The following is a 23585-nucleotide window of genomic DNA, read 5'->3' as shown; positions in this document are numbered from 1 at the left end:
GGAGGGTACAGGCTATGATCTTTCATTTACGCAAATGGATGAATCGATTGCGCTTCGCCATTGTGTTTGCTGCGTTTACCTTCGTGATATATCACATCCTGGTGCTCGTGACGAATTGGATCGAGCCGACGCAGAAATACCGGGAGCCGCTCGGGCGGGCCGTCAAGGTATTTCATCCGGAGGATCACATCTCTTTTCAGCAAAGCACAAGTATGCGAGAGCGGTTGAAATTATTTTATTGGATCGGGGAATGAAGAAGCTTGCTTGTCCTAGCAGGAAAATGCGTGTTCGTGTTGAATTGTAGTAAATAGTTAACATTGACTCGCTGTGATCAGGTCGAAGCACGGACGATGGCGAGCACGGTGCTGCATACGTAAAGGGGAACAGCCAAGCATGAAGAACGAATTACAAACCTTTATACACTACTTATCCGTCGAACGGGGACTGGCGCAGAACACACTCTTCTCTTATGAACGGGATATTACACAATATTTGAATTTTCTGGAGAAGGCGGGTATCACTTCCCTTAAGGAATCGACCAAGGTTCATATTTCCAACTATCTGATGAAGCTGAAGCAGCTTGGTCGTGCCTCGGCTACATTATCAAGAAGCATGGTTTCGATTCGCGCCTTCTATCAGTTTCTCGTTCGGGAGCGAATGCTGGACCACGATCCGTCGCTGCACATGGAGACGCCGAAGCTGGAGAAGCGACTGCCGAAGGTGCTGACGGTGCAGGAGGTCGAGACGCTGCTGGAGGCACCCCAAACGACCTCGCCGAACGGAATGCGGGATAAGGCGATGCTCGAACTGCTTTACGCGACGGGCATTCGGGTGTCGGAGCTGATCTCGCTCGATTTGCAGAGTGTGAATCTGGGCATGGGCTTCATCCGGTGCATCGGCAAAGGCTCGAAAGAACGGATCGTACCGATCGGCCGGATGGCAAGCCACTTTTTGACCGCCTATATCGAAACCATGCGCCCGAAGCTGCTGAAGCAGTCCAAGACGGAGGAAGCCTTGTTCATTAACCACTTGGGTACGCGAATTACGCGCCAGGGCTTCTGGAAGATCATTAAGCGTTATGCCATGGAAGCGAATATTATGAAGGAAATTACCCCGCACACGCTGCGGCATTCTTTCGCGACTCACTTGCTGGAAAACGGAGCGGATTTAAGGGCTGTTCAGGAGATGCTGGGCCATGCGGACATTTCGACGACCCAGATTTATACCCATGTGACGCGCTCCAAGATGAAGGAAGTGTATGACCGTACCCATCCCCGTGCCAAAATGTGACCCGAAACCGTTCAGCGACCGGCTGTGCGGTTTTTTGTTTGGGCGTTTTTGCAAACGCGGAGGCGTTTTGCGATAATAAGATAAGCTTCCGTCGAATACGAGGGAGCAGGGTTGGAAGCAATGCTATTACATGAATCGGTTTGTATAGATCTTTAGGGAGGTGCCGCATGAAATTTAAACGCATAGGTGTCATTGTACTGGATAGTGTAGGCATCGGAGAGCTGCCGGATGCGGAGCGGTTCGGCGATGCCGGCTCTCATACGTTGGGTCATATCGCCGAAACCATTTCGACGTTGTCACTCCCTAATCTGCAAAGGTTGGGCCTCGGTAACATTGCGGCTCTGCAGCGGGTGGAAGCGGTAGAGAGTCCTTCTGCTTACTACGGCAAGATGGCTGAGGTATCGGTCGGGAAGGATACGATGACAGGGCATTGGGAAATTATGGGCCTCAAAGTCACCGTCCCTTTCAACGTATTTCCCGAAGGGTTTCCGGCTGAGCTGATTTCCCGGTTTGAGCAGGAGACAGGCAGGAAGGTCATCGGCAATAAGCCGGCCTCGGGTACGGAGATTCTGGATGAGCTCGGTGAAGAGCAAATGAAGACCGGTGCGTGGATCGTCTATACCTCAGCGGACAGTGTGTTCCAGCTCGCCGCCCATGAGGAAGTTATCCCGCTGGAGGAGCTTTATCGTGCTTGTGAAATCGCGCGCCGCTTAACGCTAGTGGAGCCTTATGTCGTTGGCCGTGTCATCGCAAGGCCTTATATCGGGCAGCCGGGCGCCTTCAAGAGAACGCCGAATCGTCACGATTATGCGGTGAAGCCTCCGGCGCCTACCGTCATGAATCAGCTGAAGGAAGCCGGCAAGGACGTAATCGCCGTCGGGAAAATCAATGATATTTTCGATGGAGAAGGCGTCACGGCAGCATGGCCGACCAAAAGCAATCTGGACGGAATTCATAAGACGATCGAGCAGCTGAAGGGCAGCTTTGAAGGATTGCTGTTCACAAATCTCGTGGACTTTGATTCCTTATACGGACATCGGCGGGATCCGGAGGGGTACGCGAAGGCTCTAATGGAATTCGATGAATGGCTCCCAGCGATCATGGAACAGATCGGCGAGGACGACTTGCTTATCCTAACGGCCGACCACGGCAATGACCCGGTGCATCCGGGGACGGATCATACTCGGGAATATGTGCCCCTGCTCGTCTATAGTCCGAAGCTGCAGGCGAACGGCTCCCTCGGTATTCGTTCGACGTTCGCCGATGTAGGAGCGACCGTGGCGGAGAACTTCGGCGTTGCCGGTACCGGGAACGGTGTCAGCTTTTTGGCGGAGTTGAAATCATAGGTTGGAAAGAGGAGGGGTGCTTGCAAATGCAAACCAAAACATATCTTGAAAAAATCAGTGAAGCGGCAGCCTATATTCAAGGGTTATATCCGCATACGCCCGATATCGGCCTGATTCTTGGCTCGGGTCTCGGCGTCATTTCCGATCTGGTTGAAAATGCCGTCGTGGTCGAGTACGACCGGATTCCGCATTTTCCGGTGTCTACCGTAGAAGGACACGCCGGGGAGCTGCTGCTCGGTACGATTGCAGGCCGCCATGTGCTGCTCATGAAGGGCCGGTTCCATCAGTATGAGGGCTATGACGGAGACACCGTCTCGTTTCCTGTGCGGGTCATGAAGCAGCTCGGCGTCAGCAAGCTGATTGTGACCAATGCGGCCGGCGGTATCAGCACCTCGTTCGAGGTGGGCGACTTAATGCTGATTAAGGACCATATCAACTTTACGTTCCGCAATCCGTTGATCGGTCCGAATTTCGCAGAGCTCGGCGTCCGTTTTCCGGATATGTCGGAGGCGTACAGCAAGCGGCTGCGCGATACGGCGAGAGAGGTCGCCGATAGTCAAGGCTTGACGCTTCAGGAAGGGGTCTACGCCGGTCTGTTGGGCCCCACCTATGAGACGCCTGCCGAAATCCGCATGCTGCGCGCCCTAGGCGGCGACGCGGTGGGGATGTCGACGGTGCCTGAGGTGATTGTGGCAAGGCATGCGGGTATCGAGGTGCTGGGCTTCTCTTGTATCAGCAATATGGCTGCAGGGATATTGGATCAGCCCTTATCCCATCAGGAGGTAATGGAAACGACCGAGCGGGTAAAGCCGAAGTTTTTAAAGCTCGTTCTTGGAATTATAGAGAAGCTGTGACGGGTGAAGCAGTCTCCAATGCCAGTGTATACAAGGAGCGAATACGATGGAAAAAACATACATAGAGCAAATTAAGGAAGCCTCTGACTGGATTCGTCAGCGGACGCAAGGAAGAGAGCTGGCGATCGGCATGGTGCTCGGCTCCGGTCTCGGCGATTTGGCGGAGCAGGTTGAGAACCCCGTCGTCATTCCTTACGATGAGGTGCCGCACTTCCCGGTGTCCACGGTGGAAGGACATGCCGGACAGTTTGTGATCGGAGCTCTCGGAGGCAAGCAGGTCATCGTCATGCAGGGCCGGTTCCATTATTATGAGGGCTACTCTATGAAGAAGGTCGTCTTCCCGATCTACGTGATGAAGCAGCTCGGCGTGCAGGCGCTTGTCATCACCAATGCGGCCGGGGGCATGAACCGTACCTTCCAGGCGGGAGACTTGATGCTGATCTCCGATCATCTCAACATGACGGGAGATAACCCGTTAATCGGGCCGAATCACCCTGAGTTGGGCGTACGCTTCCCGGATATGTCCGAAGCATATAACAGGGAGTTCCGCGCGGTTGCCAAAAGGATTGCAGAGCAAATGGGACAGGAGCGCGGCGAAGCGATTCGCTTGCAGGAGGGTGTATACAGCGGGATTACCGGCCCGAATTACTTGCCGCCCGCAGAGCTCACCATGCTGGCGAAGCTGGGCGGAGATGCGGTAGGGATGTCCACGGTCGGAGAGGTGATCGCGGCGCGTCACGCCGGCTTGCGAGTGCTGGGTATATCCTGCATTACGGACATGGCGATCGGGGAGGAATTGGAGCCGCTGACTCACGAGCAGGTGGTGGCGGTAGCGAACCGGACGAAGCCGGTGTTTATCGAGCTGGTGAAACGTTTCGTCTCCGAAGTGAATTTGTAGTTCTTAGAAGGCTGCTTTCTCCCGGACGGTTAACACGATCGGGGGAGACGGCCTTTTCTTTTTGGGAGTTATAACTTCCGGTCGGAAGGAATAGAAATAAATGGGGATATTTCCTTGTTATAGACATGGAAGGCAGAAGAAGAGGGAGCTGTGATCCTGGATCAGGCTCCCTTCTTTTCAAGCTTACTTCGACTTTTTAGAGCTTTTGTCCTCTGTGCGGGTGGTTGTGTTCTGGTTGCCATGACCCTGCTGTTTGTCGCCCATTCGATTCACCTCCGAGGTGCATACAATCTAAAAACGAATTTAGTATTTTCTGTGCCTATGTATCTATACTGGAAATAGGGTCCATGTTATAATTAGTCACAAAGAACTAATCCTATAGTCCCCTCGAATGTCGAGACATTTATTAGGTGAGGGAGTGACCTCTATTGAGTATGCTGATGGTAGCCCATTGTCCGAAATGCGGCAAGGTGTATCAGAAAAATATAAGAAATATGTGCAAGGATTGCACCGCAGCGCATGACAACTTGTTGAATGCTTGCCATACTTATTTGCGGGATCATCGTAAGGCTACCAATGAGGAGCTGATAGAGGCCACAGGAATTACGGAAGCGCAGCTTACCGCTTTTATCAAGGAGAGCCGGCTGCCGCTGTATAGTCATCCGAATTTGACTTATGCCTGCAGCTCTTGCGGAGGCCGTATTCGGCAGCACCAGCTTTGTGCCCATTGCCGTGCAAGAATTACGGAAGACATCCAACGAATGAACGAGAGAGAAGCCAAGCAGAGGGCTAACGTTTTTCATTATCGCGACCGGTAGAAGACATGAATGCACTTCTGCGAACGGCTATGCCGGCCGTCACGTGTCGGGCAAGGGATGCAAAAAGCTGCTATAGTGCAGAAATTGACGATCCCAAGTGAAGTTCAGTACGAGATTTGTGCGAGTAGGCATCTTTGATCGAGCACGATGACTGAAAACAGGCAACTAGGTCTTGGAATGTTGTATAAACGCAGAAAACTTCTTGATATTGATATAGTTCTTCGGGGAAAATTGTATTTTTGCAGAAATGTGCCATTGAAGATGATTAGATCATGTATGCACCGAAAGTATGGATTAGTACATAGAGATTTTATAAAAGACCGGCCGGACTGGCCGGTTTTGTATTTTCGGCGAAGAGGCGAGACGGCGATTTTGTCGTTTTAGAAAATCTATGCTAAAATGTCCTAGGATGAAGCTGCCTCTGTGAACATTTTTGTCACAAAGTGTTCACGCGTTCGTCAACAAAAGGCATGTGTAAAGTTATTTTCATTATGTACAATAGGACTATACGTCCTTCAGGGTGAACAGTAAGGGGGGAAATACCAATGCAAAAGTGGCTTATGTTTACACTATTCATCGTTGCTTGTCTGCTCGGTACGGGCGTTCTGTTCCAGAACATTTCGGTACGCCAGCAGGAAGCGGCACACCAGGCTCAAGCAGGTCCTTCGCTGAAATTCGTAGCGTCGAACTACCAATTCGATAAGCCGGAATACACAGTGAAAGCCGGTGAGAAGATGACCGTTTCCCTGCAAAACAAGGAAGGTCTTCACGCCGTTGAAATCAAAGGCTTGAACGTGAAGCTCGACAACAACACCAAGTCGATGGAAGTGACCTTCGACAAGCCAGGCACGTACGAAGTGATTTGCGCGCTGCCGTGTGGTCCAGGCCATGCTCAAATGGTAACGAAGCTCATCGTGCAATAATAGAGCGAAGGAAAAGGGAAGTTCGAAGGCTGCGGCGAAGCTGCGGCAGACGGGCTTCCTTTTCTTTTGGCCGGGAGAGGCATATAATACGGGATATATCGGATAATCATGAGGTGATGGCCATGAGAACAGTGGATTTGATACATAAGAAACGGGACGGGCAAGAGCTTACGAAGGCGGAGATCGATTACCTCATTGAGGGGTATTCGACAGGAACGATACCGGATTACCAAATGGCGGCGTGGGCTATGGCCGTGTACTTCCGAGGGATGACCTCAAGGGAGACGGCGGACCTCACGATGGCCATGGCACGCTCCGGAGAGCAGGCCGATCTTAGCTCCATTCCCGGGGTGAAGGTGGATAAGCACTCCACCGGCGGCGTAGGCGACACGACGACGCTGGTGCTGGCGCCGCTGGTGGCTGCGGCCGGAGTGCCTGTAGCGAAAATGTCGGGCCGCGGACTGGGACATACCGGCGGCACCATCGATAAGCTGGAGGCCATTCCCGGCTTTCAGGTGGAGCGGACGAAGGAGCAGTTTCTTTCCCAGGTCCGCGATATCGGTCTTGCGGTAGTAGGACAATCGGGCAACATGACGCCTGCGGATAAAAAGCTGTACGGCCTGCGCGATGTAACGGCTACGGTCGAATCGGTTCCGCTCATCGCGAGCTCCATCATGAGCAAGAAAATCGCTTCCGGCGCCGATGCGATCGTACTCGACGTGAAAACCGGCCGGGGTGCCTTCATGAAATCGCTCGACGCTTCGATCGAGCTGGCCCAGGCAATGGTTGCGATCGGTACCGAGGTCGGACGGGAGACGATCGCGCTCATCACGAACATGGATGAGCCGCTGGGACCGTCGATCGGTAATGCTCTGGAGGTGCGCGAGGCAATCGATACGCTGAGCGGCCGGGGTCCGCGGGAGCTGACCGAGCTGTGCCTGGAGCTGGCTGCCCACATGGTGCAGCTGGGCGGCAAGGCCGGCACGTACGCGGAAGCGCAGCAGCGAGTGCGCGAGCTGCTGGACAGCGGCGCAGCGCTCGCGAAGCTGCGCCAATTCATCGACGCGCAAGGCGGGGACGCGCGCGTCGTAGACGAGCCCGAACGCCTGCCGCAGGCGGCGTTCGTGATCCCCGTACCCGCAGCCGCAGGCGGGTACGTGGGGCGCATTGACGCCGAGGCGCTCGGCGTCACGGCGATGCTGCTCGGCGCCGGCCGAGCAATGAAGGAGGACCGCATTGACCTTGCGGTCGGGATTCGGCTGCTGAAGCGGGTCGGCCAGCCGGTCGCAGCGGGCGAGCCGCTGCTGGAGCTGCACCTGAACAGCAGCGATCCAAGTGCGGCTGAGCGCTTCGGACAGCAGGCGCTGCAGGCGATCACGCTGCAGCAGACGCCTCCGGCTGCGCAGCCGCTGCTGTACGCCGTGGTGACCAAGCACGGCGTCGAGCGAAAATAACTAAGCCTTTTCAGCCTTTCTTAGGAAAGGCTTTTTTTGTTTTTCCTAAATCCCTCGGTCTATGGAATATTTTCCACGGAAATCGTCAACAATGATTAGCAGTTTGATCATTACGAATGAAGCTGCGATTATCAGGAGGGGTAGAACAGGTATGTGGAACAGAGTATGGAAATGTGCGCTAGTTGTCCAATTGGTGCTGATGCTTGCCATTCCAGCCGCGCTTGCGGAGGAGAAGAAAGCGGAGCCGCAAGCGGTCGATTTGGCCCCGAACGCAACCTCCGCCGTCATTATTGACGCTGACACCGGAACCGTCATTTTCGAGAAGAACAAGGACGCGAAGCTGCCGCCTGCCAGTATCACCAAAATCATGACGATGCTGCTGATCATGGAGGCGATCGATCAAGGCAAAATCAAGATGGACGAGAAGGTCCGCACCAGTGAATATGCCGCTTCGATGGGAGGCTCTCAGATTTTCCTGGAGCCCGGCGAGGAAATGACCGTTCACGATATGCTCAAGGGCATCGCGATGGCCTCGGGGAACGACGCTTCGGTGGCGATGGCTGAGAAGATCGGCGGCTCCGAGCAAGGCTTCGTTCAAATGATGAACGAGAAGGCGAAAGAGCTCGGCATGAAGAACACGCACTTCGTGAACACCAATGGGCTTCCGGCCGAAGGGCATGTATCCTCTGCGTATGATATCGCCATCATGTCTCAAGAGCTGCTGAAGCACGAGGAAATTACCCAGTTTACCGGACAATATCAGGATTATCTCCGCAAAGATACCGCCAAGCCGTTCTGGCTGGTGAATACGAATAAATTGGTTCGCTTCTACACAGGGGCAGACGGCCTGAAGACGGGGTACACCAGTGAAGCGAAATTTTGCTTATCGGCCACGGCCAAGCGGGATCATTTCCGCGTCATTTCCGTCGTGATGGGCGAACCGGATACGAAGACGCGCAACGCCGAAGTAACCAAGCTGTTCGATTATGCTTTCTCCCAATATACGAACCATCCGATCTACAAGACAGGCGACGTGCTCGGAGATTTCGAGATCAGCAAGGGCGAGCAGCCGATGCTGCAGCTGACGGCAAAGCACCCTTACAGCATTTTGCTGAAAAAGGGTGATGCGGCAAGCGGCATCCGTCATGAGGTTCAAATCGATCCGGAGCTGAAAGCACCGATCCAGGTAGGACAAATCATTGGCAAGATCGTAGTGTACAAGGATGATCAAGTATTGAAGGAGTTCCCGATCGAATCGCCGGTTGATGTGCAGAAGGCCGGCTGGTGGACGCTCATGAAGCGGACGACGAAGAAGCTGTTCTTCTTAGATTAGCATCCTAGAATCCCCGTTGATGGCAAGGCTTCTAAAGCATCATCGGGGATTTTTGTATCTTTTTCTCCCTGCACAAGTTGTCGCTTTTCTTCTTTTTGTAGCACTTTTCTTCTAGTTTTGTCGGGGGGCAGGATTTGGAAATCCCGGCGTAGAAAGTAATGGGCACAAGGTTGACTGCGGAGGGCGGATCATCGCCGGTACCGCAGCAACGGGGAAGGAGTGAGCAGCTTGAGTCTGCAGATAGAACTGGAACATTACCGAAGAGCACTGATTGTACGGCTGAAAGGTGAGCTTGATCATCATACCGCCGAAACCGTCAAGCAGCGGATGGAGGAAGCGATGCTGCGCAGCGATTGCACCCACATCGTCCTTAGTCTGAAGCATCTGTCATTCATGGATAGCTCCGGTCTTGGGGTCATTCTTGGACGTTATAAGCAAATTACCGCCAAAGGCGGGAAAATGGTCGTATGCGATGTAAACCCTTCCGTATATCGATTGTTCGAGATGTCAGGGTTGTTTAAAATTTTGTCCATCCAGGATAACGAAAGACAAGCGTTAACCAGTTTGGAGGTCGTATCATGAGTGAGCGGAATTTTATGACTCTGCAATTTGCGAGCCGTTCGGAGAATGAATCGTTCGCCCGTGTAACCGTTGCCGCATTCGTTTCGCAGCTTGACCCTACGATGGATGAGCTGACCGATATTAAAACGGTCGTATCCGAGGCCGTGACCAACTCGATTATTCATGCTTACGACAACCGTCCTGACGGGATCGTGACCATCTCGGCCGAAATCGAGCATGATACGGTATACATTACCGTGGAAGATCAAGGCTTGGGCATTGAGGACCTGGAGCAGGCCAAGCAGCCGCTCTACACGTCGAAGCCGGAGCTGGAGCGTTCGGGCATGGGCTTCACCATCATGGAGAATTTTATGGATGAGGTGGAAGTCACCACGGCACCCGGCGTTGGGACCAGAATCAAGATGAAGAAGCGAATCGAATCGAAAAAAGCTTTGTTTAACTAGAGGGCAATGTCGCATGGAAAACCGAGAAGGATGGGTAACGAAGCGGGATTGCCATCCTGAGAAATCCGATCAGGAATGGGGTCTGTTGCTATGGACGTAGACTTAAAGCATGCCTCACACAGCTATTTGGACGACACCGAGGTCAAGCGTTTGATTGCACTGAGCCAATCCGGGGATGCGCTGGCCCGGGAGCGGCTGGTGAACTCCAACATACGCCTCGTCTGGTCCGTTGTACAGCGCTTTTTGAACCGGGGCTACGAGGCGGAGGATTTGTTCCAGATCGGCTGTATCGGCTTGCTCAAATCCGTGGATAAGTTCGACCTTTCGTACGATGTCAAGTTCTCGACCTACGCGGTGCCGATGATTATCGGGGAAATTCAGCGATTCCTGCGCGATGACGGGACGCTTAAGGTCAGCCGTTCCCTGAAAGAGACGGCGAACAAAATACGGAAGACGAAGGATGAGCTTTCCAAAAGATTGGGCCGTTTGCCGACGATTAAAGAAGTGGCGGAGGAGCTGCAGATTACTCCCGAGGACGTCGTATTTGCGCAGGAAGCCAACAAGCCGCTGTCTTCCATACATGAGACGGTCTTTGAGAATGACGGGGATCCCATTACGCTGATGGATCAAATCTCCGACGACTCCCAAGACCGCTGGTTTGAGAAGCTGGCGCTGAACGAAGCGATCGGTGCGCTGAGCGAGAGGGAGCGGCTGATTGTGTATCTCCGTTATTTCCGGGATCAGACGCAATCGGAGGTAGCCAATCGGTTAGGCATATCGCAGGTGCAGGTATCACGTTTGGAGAAAAAAATATTGCAATCGATAAAAGACCAGATAGCTCAATAAGCTGTCTGGTCTTTTTTTTTCGTGCGGAAAGACTCCGGTATTTCATTAAACGTTCGTACGACGACGATCTGTATCTACTGCCAGGAAACGGGTGCTGATCAAGCCGGCAATTCCAACCAAAGTATAAACGATTCGGCTGAGTCCCGAGGATTCACGGTGGGAATCACCGCCAAGCAAGGCAGCGACCAAATCCCATTCGAACAACCCGACGAGAAGCCAATTGAGGGCACCGATGATTGTCAAGATCAATGCTGCTTTAGCCATGAGTGTCACCTTCCATCGTTTGGTTTATGTTGTGCTTGTCCTTACTATTCCATGGGAAAGAGCCGTTTATGCAAAGGGAAAGGAGAATTTTTTGGCAATCTCCTGCCGGTTTAGATTGCTGGATTGTCTTCCATACTACGGGTAAATGCAGGAAGGGAGTGACTTACCGTTGCAGACCGCTTCCAATCCTACGTTATACATTCGTCTGCGCAAAAAAATGCAAATTCGCCGCGGGGAGGTCATTCGCTTAGGGGATGTGGCCCAGCTTCTGGCTGAACCGGAGCAGGAAGCCCGGATTAAGGACCTGGTGCTTTGCAGGCCGAAGCCGGAGGAAGGCAACCGCGTGCTTCTGGATATGATGCTGATTGTACAAAAGGTAAAGCAGGCGTTTCCGCATTTGCAAATCGAACATTTCGGAGAGCCGCATGTACTTGTTGAAGTGACGGAAACAGTGAAAAAGCCGAAGCTGATCATCATTGTACTCGTTTGGACCCTTCTTTTTGTCGGTTCGGGTCTGGCGATCATGAACTTTCATGCCGATGTCAGCATGGCCCATGTGCATCGCAGGATTTATGCGCTGCTCACCGGCAGAGAGGTGGAATATCCGCTGCTGCTGCAAATTCCGTACTCCTTCGGCATCGGCTTGGGGATGATTTTATTTTTCAACCATCTTTTTCAGAAAAAATTCAATGAAGAGCCAAGTCCCCTCGAGGTAGAGATGTATATGTACCAGGAGAGCGTGAATGATTATGTAATCAATGAAGAATATGCGAAGCTTCACGAGAAGAAGGAGTCGCCATGAATGCGATGGAGCTTTTGTCCGATCTGCTCGTGGTTTTTATAGGGCTGGCCGGAGGAATTGCCGTGGGGAGCGGTATGGTAGCTTTTCTGGTCGTCCTCGATATCATTCCGCGTCTGGTACAAATTACCGGCTCCTACAAGCACATCCGTCGTTATGAGGGAGCGGTGGTAGCCGGCTCGCTGTTTTTTACATTAACGGATTTTTTCCAGTGGTCGTACCGGTTTTTTCCGATGGCCGCCGCAGTGTTCGGCATATTCGCAGGAGCCTTTGTCGGTATGCTCGCCGCCGCGCTAACCGAGGTGATCAATGTGCTCCCCATTTTGGCCAAGAGGGTAGGGCTGCACGCTTACATGCTGTGGCTGCTCATGGCGATGATTTTGGGCAAGGTCTGCGGATCGCTGATCGATTGGCTGCACATTTTAAAATAGGACAGGGACCCCAGGACATAAGAAGGAAAGGAAGGTTGTCAGCATGAGAATCATTCGGCGTGCGAAGCCGGTGAAAAGCTCCAAGGATAAGGAGCTGCCGAAGCTTGCGATCGACAAGGAAGGAAACATCGTAGGGCCAGTCACCGAAGCGGGTCATGAAACGCAAGCCGCTACGCAAGAGATCGAAGCCAAGCCGAAAAAAGAAGCTCAAGGCAGCAGCCCCGAATCTCGCTCGGACGAAATTTTAACGACACGGGAGCAGAAGCTGAAAGCGGAGGATGCAATATATTCGGATTTCGCGATACTGAAGAGAGAATTGGAGGAGAAGGTCGGGCTGAACAAAAGCTTTGACGTCGTGTTCCGCGAAATGGTATTCGGCGGGCAGCGCACCGGAATTTTCTATTATAACGGATTCGCAAAGGACAACGTTTTGACCATGGTGCTGGAGCGCTTGTCCTACGCGAATCAGGAGATCAAGCATCACCATAATGTGCTTGCTTTGTTCGATCAGGCGCTCATTCCCCATGTTCAGGTGTCCCAAACAAGCAGCCTTAACGAGGCGATTGATTACGTCGCAATGGGCGGTACCGCACTGTTCTTCGAGGGGAAAACAGAGGCACTCCTTGTGGATGCGAAAAATTTCCCTGTCCGTTCTACGGAGGAGCCGGATCTGGAGCGCGTCGTCCGGGGATCCCGGGACGGCTTCGTGGAAACGCTCCTGACGAATGTTACCTTAGTTCGCCGGCGAATTCGCGATCCCAGACTGAAGCTGGAAATGACCAAGGTCGGCGAACGGACCAAAACGAACGTATGTATCGCTTACATACAGGATGTATGCGATATGGAGCTGGTCAAGGCGGTCCGGAAAAAAATCGATGCTATTAAGGTAGATGGGATTCCGCTTGCGGAGAAGCAGCTGGAGGAGGCCATCGTAGGGAAGAGCTGGAATCCGTATCCTATGGTTCGCTACACCGAGCGTCCGGACGTTTTGTCGGTACATCTGCTGGAGGGACACATCGCCGTGTTCGTCGATACGTCTCCATCCGTCATCATTTTGCCGACGTCCTTCTTCCATCATGTGCAGCATGCGGAGGAATATCGCCAAACCCCCATGGTCGGTACTTATTTGAGATGGGTGCGTTTTGCAGGCATCCTTATGTCGCTCTTCCTGCTGCCGTTATGGATGCTGATGGTGACATCTCCCGAGCTGAAGCCGGCTGGGCTTGAATTTCTGGGCCCGACCAAGGATGCGAAAATTCCGCTGTTAGGCCAGTTCCTGATTGCGGAGTTCGGTATTGATCTCATGCGGATGGCGGCTGTGCATACCCCCTCTCCGCTGGCAACCGCAATGGGGCTCGTAGCTGCCATTCTGATCGGAGATGTGGCCGTAGAGACCGGCTTTTTCGTCAAAGAGGTGATCCTGTATTTGGCGGTTGCCGCGGTAGGCACGTTCGCGACGCCAAGCTACGAGCTCAGCCTTGCAAACCGGCTGTATCGGCTGGGGCTGCTGGTGGCGACAGCCATTTTTAAGGTTCCGGGGCTTGTCATCGGCTCAACGCTATGGGTGCTGCTGCTCACACTGCAGCGTTCCTATAATTCGCCGTATTTTTGGCCGTTTATCCCGTTTAATGCAAAAGCGCTGTTTGATATTGTCATTCGACGCCCGTTTATGTCCGAGAGGACAAGACTAAGCTTAACGAAGCCTTACGATCGAACGCGGCAGCCGCAATAAACCTAACCGGTTTGGTGTTGTCATCTCCCGAGGCATATGGTACTTTAGTAGTAATGTCTTGAGGGAAGAGGAGAACAGCATATGTACCTACATGGGACGAGTACGATTAACGCGAACGGGCATCTGGAAATCGGCGGGTGCGACACGGTTGAGCTGGCTGAGAGGTTCGGCACGCCGTTATATATTATGGATGAAGCTCTGATCCGGCAGCGCTGCCGTGAATATATGGAGGCGTTTCGCGCCTCCGGTTTGAAATTTCAAGTGGCTTATGCCAGCAAGGCGTTCTGTGTAATGGCCATGTGCCGTATTGTGGAAGAGGAGGGCATGTCGCTGGACGTAGTATCCGACGGCGAGCTTTATACCGCCATGCAGGCAGGGTTTCCTGTAGAACGAATTCATTTCCACGGAAACAACAAGTCGCCCCATGAGATTGAAATGGCGATTGATGCCGGCATCGGGTGCTTTGTGGTCGACAACACGGTAGAGCTTCATATGCTGAACGCCATTGCGGCGGAGAAGCGGGTTGTGGTGAAGGTGCTACTTAGACTGACGCCAGGGGTCGAGGCTCACACCCACGAGTTTATTTCGACAGGGCAGACCGACTCCAAATTCGGCTTTGATATGGGCAACGGAGCGGCTTATGAGGCTGTGAAGACGGCACACGAGCTTTCGCATTTGGAGCTGCTCGGCATCCATTCTCATATCGGCTCGCAAATTTTTGAGGTCGAGGGCTTCAAACTCGCGGTCGATAAGGTGGCTGCCTTCTCCGTTAAAGTTCGGGATGAGCTCGACATTACCTTCTCCGTCATCAATCTCGGGGGAGGCTTCGGAATCCGTTATGTAGAGGGAGATACCCCTCTGCCGGTTGCCGAGTATGTAGCGGCGATTACGGGCTCCATCAAGGAGCACTTCACCAAGCATGCGTACCCGCTGCCGGAAATTTGGACGGAACCGGGCCGCAGCATCGTGGGGGACTCCGGGACGACGCTTTACACCGTGGGAACGCATAAGGACATTCCCGGCGTTCGCAAATATGTCTCTGTAGACGGCGGCATGACGGATAACCCGCGTCCGGCGCTCTACGAAGCGCGTTATGAAGCGATGCTTGCGAACCGCGCGGAAGCTTCTTGCGAGGAAGTCGTCTCGATTGCCGGCAAATGCTGCGAATCCGGTGATATGCTCATCTGGGATGTGGAGCTTCCGAAGGTGCAAACCGGCGATTTGCTTGCGGTTGCCTGTACTGGAGCCTATAATTATGCGATGGCCAGCAATTATAACCGGATTCGCCGCCCGGCCGTCGTTTTCGTCAAGGACGGGCAAGCGGATGTTGTCGTGAAGCGGGAATCCTACGAGCATCTGGTCGGCAACGACTTGATTCCTGAACGGATGAAGCAGGTTACCCGATCTTGCTAGTGACCGAGAGCCCGAGGCATTGCCTCGGGTTTTTACCTTTTGGCGGAGAGCAGCGTGCTTAGCTAAAGCCTCGGAATTTGTGTTTGCCGGGCGATTCATAGTAGAATGGAAAGGAAATACATACCTGCGTTCCCTGCAACGTATGGACTATATCACGGATTAAAGGAGTCAATACCATGGCGAAAAAAGGTACCATCGAGCTCGAAAACGGCAACAAGGTTCACATCGAATTTTTCCCGGACGAAGCACCGAACACCGTCGCTAACTTCGAAAAGCTGGCGAACGAGGGTTTCTATAACGGCCTTACCTTCCATCGTGTCATTCCGGGCTTCGTAGCGCAAGGCGGCTGCCCTCACGGCACTGGCACCGGCGGCCCGGGCTACACGATCAACTGCGAGGTAGCGACGAACACCTCCAAGCATGAGCGCGGCACGCTGGCTATGGCCCATGCCGGACGCAATACGGGCGGCAGCCAGTTCTACATCTGTTACGCTCCGCAGCCTCACTTGGACAAGCAGCATACCGTATTCGGTAAAGTGACCGAAGGGATGGAGCACATCGACCAAGTAAGGCAAGGCTCCAAGATGAAAGAAGTTAAGGTTTGGGACGAAGCGTAAGAACCTATTTCTTATGAGGGACACTTGATGTGTCCCTTTTTTTTGTGTGGTTTGGTGTAGTAAGCTAAACTGGCCGTAAAATAGAAAGGAATACTTTGAATCAGGCAGGTAAATTCTAAGATACAAAGGAGTGAAGGGAAGATATGTCGTTAAAAAATCAATGGATATTTAATATTTCGATGGTCTTACTATCATGGCTAACACTTCCCCTAGTAGGAAAACGGAGCCTGAGAAGGTTTTTTCCAGCAACGCTCTTTACCATCCTTTTAACCTGCTTTGATATCCAAATCGGTAAAAAACGCAGATGGTGGTCTTTCTATAATAAACCGAAGTCTACCGTTTCCAATGAACTTCCATTTCTCATCGGCCCCATGTTAGTCATGTCTTTATTTTCATTAAAATGGACCTACGGTAATTTTAAAAAGTTTATTGCGCTGAATGCTCTATTTCAAGCCATTTTTGTATTTCCGCTTACAAGGTTGTTTACAAAATTTAAATTATTTAAATTAGTTAGGTTTAATGAATTTCAATTCTTTTTGTATTTCTTTTATAAAGCCTTTATCTTATATGGATTTCAGTATGTATTTGAAAAGAGGGAAAAATTGTTCGGCTTGTTCCATATAAAGGACAACGAAGCTTCAATTAATCCCATGGATAAGCATGTACATGCACTGCACGACCATGATCACCGTAAAGAGTTAGCCTTAAACTAAATGCTGGCGGTATATGAACAGTCATAACGAAAGTCAGGCGAGCCCTTGAACCGGGAACGGATGGAGGGCTTTCTTTTTTTAGCCGAAGCGGGTTACTAACAAAAAGTAAGAAAATTGTTGCAATATTATTTTTACAGTGTTATTATTCCATATTATGCGGAATCTTCGATTCCCATATAGATTCGCAACCACTTCGGGGCAGGGTGAAATTCCCTACCGGCGGTGATATAAGCAGCCCGTTGGCGCTTATTCAGTCCGTGACCCGTGCCGCGCTTACGCGCAGCCGGTGGACTCGGTGCAATTCCGAGACCGACAGTATAGTCTGGATGGGAGAAGGGGAAAGCGTGCGAAGACAGTCAGTTACATATCGACGCAGGTTGTGCAGGATTTCACATGGATAGGATGACCCGGCTACGGTAGGGCTAATTCCCTGTGAGATGAAGCTGAGCCGGGAGCGAGACCATTGTCTCTTTATCGCAATCAACGGGAGTGCCAGTTTTTGTATTGGGCACGGTTTTTTCCGTATGGGCGTTAAGGGCAGCCAGGTCACCGCTAGGTCAGGCTATAAGCTGCTGCCGATGTCGTATGTTTTTCGTACACGTATGGTTTCATACGCATTCCCAAAGAAGCCAAGCCCCTTGCCAAGGAGATGTGCCTTTACTCCTTGTGCCTGATCGGGCTTTTTTTGTTACCCGTGACCGCTGCTGGAGAATGGAGGAACGCAGATGGAGCTGCTGAACGACGAGTATTACATGCGACTTGCCTTGCAGATGGCGGAAGCGGCGACCGGACAGACAGGCATTAACCCCGTCGTCGGCTGCGTACTGGTGAAGGACGGGCGCATAGTGGGTATGGGCGCGCATTTGCGCCGAGGCGAGGCGCATGCGGAGATCCAGGCGCTGCGCATGGCCGGAAGCGAAGCGGAGGGCAGCACGGCGTATGTGACGCTGGAGCCCTGCAGCCACCACGGCAAGACGCCTCCCTGCAGCGATCGGCTCGTCAGCGAGAAGGTGAAGCGCGTCGTCGTCGCGTGCACCGATCCGAACCCGCTGGTAGCCGGCAGCGGGATCCGGCGCCTGCGTGAGCACGGTCTCGAGGTGACGGTAGGGGTGCTGGAGCGCGAGGCGGTCCGGTTGAACGAAGTGTTCAACCATTTCATCCTCACGCGCCGCCCCTTCGTCACCTTGAAGACCGCCAGCACGCTGGACGGCAAGATCGCCGCGCACACGGGCGACAGCAAGTGGATCACGAACGGCACGTCCCGTTCGTTCGTCCACACGCTGCGCCACCGCCACCAGGCGATCCTGGTCGGCATCGGCACGGTGCTTGCCGATGACCCGTCCCTGACGACCCGGCTCCCCGTGCCGGGTCTGCACCCCACGCGCGTCGTCGTCGACTCGACGCTGAAGCTGCCGCACGACGCTGCGCTCGTGCGGGACGGCGCCGCGCCGACGGTCGTCCTGACGACCGAGCAGGCGCCGGCGCATAAGCGCCGCGAGCTCGAAGCGCGCGGCGTGACGGTGCTCGACTGCGGCCCGGGGCCGGCAGTCGATCTGCGCGCCGCCATGGCGCGGCTCGGCGAGCTGGAGCTCGCCAGCGTGCTGCTCGAGGGCGGCGGGAAGCTGAACGGCGCGATGCTGGAGCAGCGCCTGATCAACAAGCTGGTGCTATTCTACGCACCGAAGATTATCGGCGGCGGGGCTGCCGCGCCGGGGAACTTTGACTTCCCCGGCTTCGCCAAGATGAACGAGGCGATCACCCTCGACCGGATGCAGGTGCAGAACATGGACGATGACATTTGCATCACGGGCTATCCGGTATACGGAAAGGAGGACTGAGACGCGATGTTTACCGGCATTATTGAAGAGCTGGGCGTCATGAAACGAATCACCAAGCAAGGCCAGGCGATGGTCCTGACGATCGGGGCGAAGAAGATCTTGGAGGACGTCAAGCTGGGGGACAGCATCTCGGTCAATGGCGTGTGCCTGACCGTCGTAGCGTTCAATGACAGCTCGTTCTCCGTTGACGTCATGCCCGAAACGTTTCGGCGGACCAACCTGGAGCGCCTTTCCGTCGGAGCGCCGGTGAACCTGGAACGGGCGATGGCGGCGAACGGACGTTTCGGCGGACATATCGTGCAAGGGCACGTCGACTCCACAGGAACGATTACGGCCAAGGTTCCCGAAGAGAATGCGGTCGTATTTCGAGTGGAGCCTGCGGATACCGGCATTTTGCGGTATGTGATCGACCACGGCTCCATTACCATTGACGGCATCAGCTTAACGGTGGTGCAGGTCACCGAGCGCTCGTTCACGGTCTCGATCATCCCGCATACCCTCGCTGAAACGGTGCTTCAATTCAAGAAGGCGGGCGACGAGGTGAATTTGGAGTGCGATGTGTTGGGAAAATATATCGAAAAGCTGCTTCAGGGACGAACCGCCCCTAAAGGCGGCAGTCAGCTGTCGGAAGCGTTCCTGGCGGAGCACGGATTTATGTAAGAGAAAAGGAGTGTGGGAGCGATGACGGAACCGATTAAATTCCATCGGATAGAAGAAGCGATCTATGACCTGATGATGGGTAAAGTGATCATCGTCGTGGACGACGAGGATCGCGAGAACGAAGGCGACTTCGTGGCTCTGGCGGAGAAAGCGACGCCGGAGGTCATTAACTTTATGATCAAGGAAGGCCGCGGCCTCGTCTGTGCCCCTATCACCCAGGAGCGGGCCCAGGAGCTGGATCTGCCTCCGATGGTACAGCGGAATACGGATTATCACGGAACGGCGTTCACAGTTTCCGTGGATCACATCGAGACGACGACAGGGATTTCAGCTGCGGAACGCTCGTATACGATAAAGTCGCTGATTGACCCCAAGACGAAGCCGCAGCACTTTCGGCGCCCGGGGCATATCTTCCCGCTGATTGCGAAGAACGGAGGTGTACTCCGACGGACCGGGCATACCGAGGCGGCGGTAGATTTGGCGAGAATGTGCGGATCCTATCCGGCCGCCGTGATCTGCGAGGTCATCAAGGAAGACGGAGAAATGGCGCGGGTTCCGGACCTTATGGAAATCAGCCGTCAGCATGACCTGAAGATCATCACCATTGCCGATCTGATTCAATACCGCAATCAAAAAGAAAGGCTGGTCAACCGCGAGGTTGAGGTAAGGCTTCCAACCGATTTCGGCGACTTCCAGGCGATTGCGTATACGAACCAGATTGACAACAAAGAGCATGTCGCTTTGGTCAAAGGTCAAATCGACAGCGATAAGCCTGTGCTTGTCCGCGTACACTCGGAATGCTTGACCGGCGATGTATTCCACTCGCACCGCTGCGATTGCGGTCCGCAGCTGGCTGCCGCACTGAAGCAAATCAACGAGGAGGGCTCCGGCGTTCTGCTCTATATGCGCCAGGAGGGCCGAGGCATCGGACTCATCAACAAGCTGAAGGCTTATGTGCTGCAGGAGGAAGGGCTGGATACCGTGGACGCCAACTTGAAGCTTGGCTTCGCGGCGGATTTGCGCGACTATGGAATCGGCGCTCAAATCCTCAAGGATGTCGGCGTTCGCCAAATTCGATTGCTGACGAACAACCCGCGTAAAATCAAGGGACTGGAAGGCTATGGTCTCGAAGTGGTAGAGCGCGTTCCGATCCAAATGGAAGCGAACGAGGACAATACGAACTATTTGCACACGAAGCAAGCCAAGCTGGGACACCTGCTTGATTTTTCCAACGAAAAATAATTTCTTTGTCGAAAGGATGTTGTGACACACATGGCGAAAGTATACGAGGGACATTTAGTATCGCAAGGATTGAAATACGGAATCGTAGTAGGCCGTTTTAATGAATTTATTACCGGCAAGCTGCTTGCCGGAGCGCAAGACGCGTTGAAGCGTCACGGAGTGCAAGAGGATGAAGTCGAGATTGCTTGGGTGCCGGGTGCTTTCGAGCTTCCGTTGATTGCTCAGAAGATGGCGGAGAGCGGCAAGTATGACGCTGTCATCACGCTGGGTGCGGTAATCCGCGGATCTACTCCGCATTTTGACTATGTATGCAATGAAGCGGCGAAGGGCGTTGCGGCGATCGCGCTGAAAACCGGCGTACCGACCATCTTCGGCGTGCTGACAACGGATTCCATCGAGCAAGCCGTAGAGCGTGCCGGAACCAAGGCCGGCAACAAAGGCTGGGAAGCGGCGGTAACCGCTATCGAGATGGCCAATTTAACGAAGCAATTTTCCTAATATTTCAAGCTGAAGGGCAGTAAGGGGGAACAAAGAACAAGGTGAAGGTAACGGTGAAGCTGGAAACGTTCGAGGGCCCCCTGGATTTACTGCTCCATCTGATCGATAAAGCGGAAGTTGATATTTACGACATTCCGATCAAGGACATCACCGATCAATACATGTCTTATCTGGACGCGATGCAGGAGCTTGAGCTTGAGGTAACCAGCGAATTTCTGGTTATGGCGGCCACGCTGTTATCGATCAAAAGCAAAATGCTGCTGCCGAAGCCGCCGGTCATTGAGCTTGAGTATGATGATTATATGATGGACGATGATTACGATCCGCGGGCGGAGCTCGTCGCCAAGCTGATCGAATATCGAAAGTATAAAGCGATTGCCGACCATCTCCGGGACAAGGAGACGGAACGCAGCTTGATTTATACGCGAGAGCCCGAGGATTTGACGCCGTTCGTTCCGGCAACGATAGAAAATCCGGTTAAGGGCCTGCATGTGGGCGACTTGGTCCGGGCTTTCCATAAAGCCATGCGCCGAATGCAAAGCCGGAACACGATTGCCAAAATCCGCAAAGACGAAATTTCGGTCAAGGATCGCATGGTTGAGGTGCTCGACGTGTTAACCCGCACCGGCGGCAAGGTGGTATTCTCCAAGCTGATCGACGAGAAGGCGACGAAGGATACGATCGTTGTTACCTTCCTTGCGCTGCTGGAGCTGATGAAAGTGAAGAAGATCGTTTGCTATCAGCATCGTTTATTTGACGATATTGTGATACAGGCAAGAGAGGATGGAGCAACGGATGGATTTTGGACAGCTGAAATCAATTATTGAAGGCTTGCTGTTCGCGGCTGGGGATGAGGGCCTTGACGCCCGTCAGTTATCCGAGGTGCTGGAGCAGGATGCCGCCTTTGTCCGAGATTTGGTCTATGAGCTCCAAGCCGATTTGAAACGAGACGGGCGGGGCATGCAGATTGTTGAGATGGCCGGAACCTTTCAGCTCGCTACATTGCCCGAGCATGCGCCTTACTTTGAACGGCTGGCCTATTCCCCATCCCGCTCTTCCTTATCGCAAGCGGCGCTGGAAACCTTGGCTATCATTGCTTATAAGCAGCCCATAACAAGGGTGGATATCGAAGAAATTCGCGGCGTCAAATCGGATAGGGCCCTGCAAACGCTCGTGGCTAAGGATTTGATCCAGGAGGTGGACCGGGCCGATGCACCTGGACGACCGATCCTGTATGGGACGACAAAGGCGTTTCTCGATTATTTTGCCTTACCTAGCATTCAGGATCTACCGGAGACCGCGATGTTCGAAAGTGACGACAACCTGGAAGAGGAGACCCGTCTTTTGTTCGAGAAGCTCGATGGGAAGCAGCTCACCTTCGAGGAGGTCGGGGAGCCGGAATAGCCAAGCACGCAACCATATAAAATGAAAAAATCACCTTACAAGCTCATGCTAGGCGCATGGAGGAATGGTAAGGTGATTTTTTGTGTTTACAGGTGGAATTTTCCCCGCGCATCAATGGTATCAGGGGTTGTAAGATGATTTTATAACGCTACTGGTCGACATTCGTCTGAACTCTACTGTGTAAAGTGATTTTTTCGCGTTAACGCCGCAGCCAAGCGGATCCTGAGCACCGGGGATACGGTTCTCATCGTTGTGAAGCTGCAGCACAACTAAGCAGCGGCGTGACGGTTATCGGCAGCAACCGCAGCCGCAACTGAATAACGCATGTTTTGGCAGCTGTGGGTCATACTAACTTTCGAGAACAGAAGCTTGATGCTTCCGTGGATCGGGAGTTTTTTTGCTTTTAAAGGAGGAGGAAAACATATGCTTTGGCTCTGGGTCCTCTTAGCTTTGGTGCTGTTGATCATCTTTATCGTTTTGGCAAGCAGCCTGCAGATTCGTTTCTCCGCTGCCCGGCAGGGAGAGAACGACGAAGCCGTTGTGGATGTGAAGGGATTGTTCGGCTTGTTTAAATACCGTCTCCATATTCCCTTTGTAAAGTTCAAAAACTTCTCGGAAGGGGTGGAAATGAAGCTGGAAACCGTCAATCGTTCACAGGGCAGCCTGCTTGCCGAAGGGGAGCCGAACATTACAGGCGAGAATATTAAGAACGCCTTCGAGGATTTGAAGGATCTGCTCCGCCATACGTTCCAATTCAACAGATGGCTGACCGGCATGCTGTCGCATGTACGATGTACGGATTTCCAGTGGACCACGAAGGTAGGAGTAGGGGACGCCCCCAGCACGGCTGTCACAACAGGTATGGTTTGGGGACTGAAGAGCTCGTTCCTCGGCTTTGCCTTCCGATATATACGCTTGGAGACGCAGCCGCGGCTGAATGTGGTTCCAAATTTCAATCAGACGGAGTTTACTTCGGTAGCGAAGGGTTTGCTGTACCTGCGGAACTGGCATCTTATGGTAGGCTTAGTATCCTTGCTCCTTCGCGTAACTAAAGTTAAGGGCGGCATGAAGGTATGGCAGCAGGTCATTCAAAAGGCAATACATGCCAGACCTCTCCATAAGACCTAATGCATAGCCGACGCGATCGCTGGCAACGATATGATAAGACCACAGAGAATACTCTTTCT

Annotated in this window: 26 protein-coding genes and 1 riboswitch; of the genes, 25 read left to right on the top strand and 1 reads right to left on the bottom strand. The window is 53.1% G+C overall.

Features of this window, described 5'->3' with window-relative positions:
* Positions 1 to 14 precede the first annotated feature (14 nt).
* The 12 genes from QMO62_RS08780 to sigF all read left to right on the top strand — a co-directional run bounded on the left by QMO62_RS08780 (position 15) and on the right by sigF (position 10787).
* Entirely contained in the window at positions 15 to 254 is a 240-nt protein-coding gene (locus tag QMO62_RS08780; protein WP_284640374.1) for a DUF4227 family protein, read from the top strand.
* Between the two features lie 139 nt (positions 255 to 393).
* A complete protein-coding gene (xerD, locus tag QMO62_RS08775) occupies positions 394 to 1290 on the top strand; it encodes a site-specific tyrosine recombinase XerD (protein ID WP_284640373.1) in 897 nt (298 codons plus the stop codon).
* A 167-nt stretch (positions 1291 to 1457) separates the two neighbouring features.
* Positions 1458 to 2636 (top strand): phosphopentomutase, encoded by a 1179-nt coding sequence (gene deoB / locus QMO62_RS08770; RefSeq protein WP_284640371.1) that lies wholly within the window; start codon positions 1458 to 1460, stop codon positions 2634 to 2636.
* Between the two features lie 26 nt (positions 2637 to 2662).
* Positions 2663 to 3490 (top strand): purine-nucleoside phosphorylase, encoded by an 828-nt coding sequence (locus QMO62_RS08765; RefSeq protein WP_284640369.1) that lies wholly within the window; start codon positions 2663 to 2665, stop codon positions 3488 to 3490.
* A gap of 46 nt (positions 3491 to 3536) precedes the next feature.
* Complete coding sequence (locus QMO62_RS08760) at positions 3537 to 4388, top strand: purine-nucleoside phosphorylase (RefSeq protein ID WP_284640368.1); 852 nt, start codon at positions 3537 to 3539, stop codon at positions 4386 to 4388.
* Between the two features lie 434 nt (positions 4389 to 4822).
* Complete coding sequence (locus QMO62_RS08755) at positions 4823 to 5206, top strand: flagellar protein (protein ID WP_284644899.1); 384 nt, start codon at positions 4823 to 4825, stop codon at positions 5204 to 5206.
* Between the two features lie 545 nt (positions 5207 to 5751).
* A complete protein-coding gene (locus QMO62_RS08750) occupies positions 5752 to 6129 on the top strand; it encodes a plastocyanin/azurin family copper-binding protein (protein WP_284640366.1) in 378 nt (125 codons plus the stop codon).
* 122 nt (positions 6130 to 6251) lie between these two features.
* Complete coding sequence (locus QMO62_RS08745; RefSeq protein WP_284640364.1) at positions 6252 to 7583, top strand: pyrimidine-nucleoside phosphorylase; 1332 nt, start codon at positions 6252 to 6254, stop codon at positions 7581 to 7583.
* Positions 7584 to 7734: 151 nt separating this feature from the next.
* Positions 7735 to 8916 carry a D-alanyl-D-alanine carboxypeptidase family protein gene (locus QMO62_RS08740; RefSeq protein ID WP_284640361.1) on the top strand — a complete coding sequence of 394 codons (1182 nt, stop codon included), beginning with the start codon at positions 7735 to 7737 and terminating at the stop codon, positions 8914 to 8916.
* Between the two features lie 228 nt (positions 8917 to 9144).
* A complete protein-coding gene (gene spoIIAA / locus QMO62_RS08735; protein WP_284640360.1) occupies positions 9145 to 9498 on the top strand; it encodes an anti-sigma F factor antagonist in 354 nt (117 codons plus the stop codon).
* A complete protein-coding gene (gene spoIIAB, locus QMO62_RS08730) occupies positions 9495 to 9941 on the top strand; it encodes an anti-sigma F factor (RefSeq protein WP_284640358.1) in 447 nt (148 codons plus the stop codon). The genes spoIIAA and spoIIAB overlap by 4 nt, the downstream gene beginning before the upstream one ends.
* 90 nt (positions 9942 to 10031) lie before the next feature.
* Complete coding sequence (gene sigF / locus QMO62_RS08725) at positions 10032 to 10787, top strand: RNA polymerase sporulation sigma factor SigF (RefSeq protein ID WP_284640356.1); 756 nt, start codon at positions 10032 to 10034, stop codon at positions 10785 to 10787.
* Between the two features lie 45 nt (positions 10788 to 10832).
* Here the strand turns inward: sigF and QMO62_RS08720 are convergent, their stop codons facing one another.
* Complete coding sequence (locus QMO62_RS08720) at positions 10833 to 11051, bottom strand: DUF378 domain-containing protein (RefSeq protein WP_284640354.1); 219 nt, start codon at positions 11049 to 11051, stop codon at positions 10833 to 10835.
* 169 nt (positions 11052 to 11220) lie between these two features.
* Here QMO62_RS08720 and QMO62_RS08715 point away from each other — a divergent pair, with 169 nt between their 5' ends.
* The 13 genes from QMO62_RS08715 to QMO62_RS08655 all read left to right on the top strand — a co-directional run bounded on the left by QMO62_RS08715 (position 11221) and on the right by QMO62_RS08655 (position 23526).
* Positions 11221 to 11853, top strand: a complete 633-nt coding sequence (locus QMO62_RS08715; protein ID WP_284640352.1) for a stage V sporulation protein AA — start codon at positions 11221 to 11223, stop codon at positions 11851 to 11853.
* A 5-nt stretch (positions 11854 to 11858) separates the two neighbouring features.
* Positions 11859 to 12281, top strand: a complete 423-nt coding sequence (locus QMO62_RS08710; protein ID WP_284644898.1) for a stage V sporulation protein AB — start codon at positions 11859 to 11861, stop codon at positions 12279 to 12281.
* Positions 12282 to 12324: 43 nt separating this feature from the next.
* Positions 12325 to 14013: a spore germination protein gene (locus QMO62_RS08705; protein WP_284640350.1), complete on the top strand. Its 1689-nt coding sequence runs from the start codon at positions 12325 to 12327 to the stop codon at positions 14011 to 14013.
* Positions 14014 to 14094: 81 nt separating this feature from the next.
* On the top strand, positions 14095 to 15426 hold the full coding sequence (gene lysA, locus QMO62_RS08700; protein ID WP_284640348.1) for a diaminopimelate decarboxylase: 1332 nt from the start codon (positions 14095 to 14097) through the stop codon (positions 15424 to 15426).
* A 176-nt stretch (positions 15427 to 15602) separates the two neighbouring features.
* Entirely contained in the window at positions 15603 to 16043 is a 441-nt protein-coding gene (locus tag QMO62_RS08695; protein ID WP_284640346.1) for a peptidylprolyl isomerase, read from the top strand.
* Between the two features lie 143 nt (positions 16044 to 16186).
* Complete coding sequence (locus QMO62_RS08690) at positions 16187 to 16756, top strand: hypothetical protein (RefSeq protein WP_284640344.1); 570 nt, start codon at positions 16187 to 16189, stop codon at positions 16754 to 16756.
* Positions 16757 to 16941: 185 nt separating this feature from the next.
* A riboswitch (FMN riboswitch) is annotated at positions 16942 to 17098 on the top strand.
* 383 nt (positions 17099 to 17481) lie between these two features.
* Positions 17482 to 18594: a bifunctional diaminohydroxyphosphoribosylaminopyrimidine deaminase/5-amino-6-(5-phosphoribosylamino)uracil reductase RibD gene (gene ribD / locus QMO62_RS08685; RefSeq protein WP_284640342.1), complete on the top strand. Its 1113-nt coding sequence runs from the start codon at positions 17482 to 17484 to the stop codon at positions 18592 to 18594.
* Between the two features lie 6 nt (positions 18595 to 18600).
* Complete coding sequence (gene ribE / locus QMO62_RS08680) at positions 18601 to 19254, top strand: riboflavin synthase (RefSeq protein ID WP_284640340.1); 654 nt, start codon at positions 18601 to 18603, stop codon at positions 19252 to 19254.
* A gap of 21 nt (positions 19255 to 19275) precedes the next feature.
* Entirely contained in the window at positions 19276 to 20496 is a 1221-nt protein-coding gene (locus QMO62_RS08675; protein ID WP_284640337.1) for a bifunctional 3,4-dihydroxy-2-butanone-4-phosphate synthase/GTP cyclohydrolase II, read from the top strand.
* A gap of 30 nt (positions 20497 to 20526) precedes the next feature.
* Positions 20527 to 20994 carry a 6,7-dimethyl-8-ribityllumazine synthase gene (ribH, locus tag QMO62_RS08670; RefSeq protein ID WP_284640335.1) on the top strand — a complete coding sequence of 156 codons (468 nt, stop codon included), beginning with the start codon at positions 20527 to 20529 and terminating at the stop codon, positions 20992 to 20994.
* A gap of 41 nt (positions 20995 to 21035) precedes the next feature.
* On the top strand, positions 21036 to 21821 hold the full coding sequence (locus QMO62_RS08665; protein ID WP_284640333.1) for a segregation and condensation protein A: 786 nt from the start codon (positions 21036 to 21038) through the stop codon (positions 21819 to 21821).
* The gene (scpB, locus tag QMO62_RS08660) at positions 21790 to 22398 is read left to right on the top strand and encodes an SMC-Scp complex subunit ScpB (protein WP_284640331.1); all 609 of its coding nucleotides are present in this window, start codon (positions 21790 to 21792) and stop codon (positions 22396 to 22398) included. The genes QMO62_RS08665 and scpB overlap by 32 nt, the downstream gene beginning before the upstream one ends.
* Positions 22399 to 22821: 423 nt before the next feature.
* Positions 22822 to 23526, top strand: coding sequence for a DUF2953 domain-containing protein (locus QMO62_RS08655; RefSeq protein ID WP_284640329.1), 705 nt, complete (start codon positions 22822 to 22824; stop codon positions 23524 to 23526).
* The last annotated feature ends 59 nt before the right edge of the window (positions 23527 to 23585 follow it).

The organism is Paenibacillus silviterrae, from assembly GCF_030167925.1.
Lineage (GTDB): Bacteria > Bacillota > Bacilli > Paenibacillales > NBRC-103111 > Paenibacillus_G > Paenibacillus_G silviterrae.
This window is presented reverse-complemented; position numbering and strand designations above follow the sequence as displayed.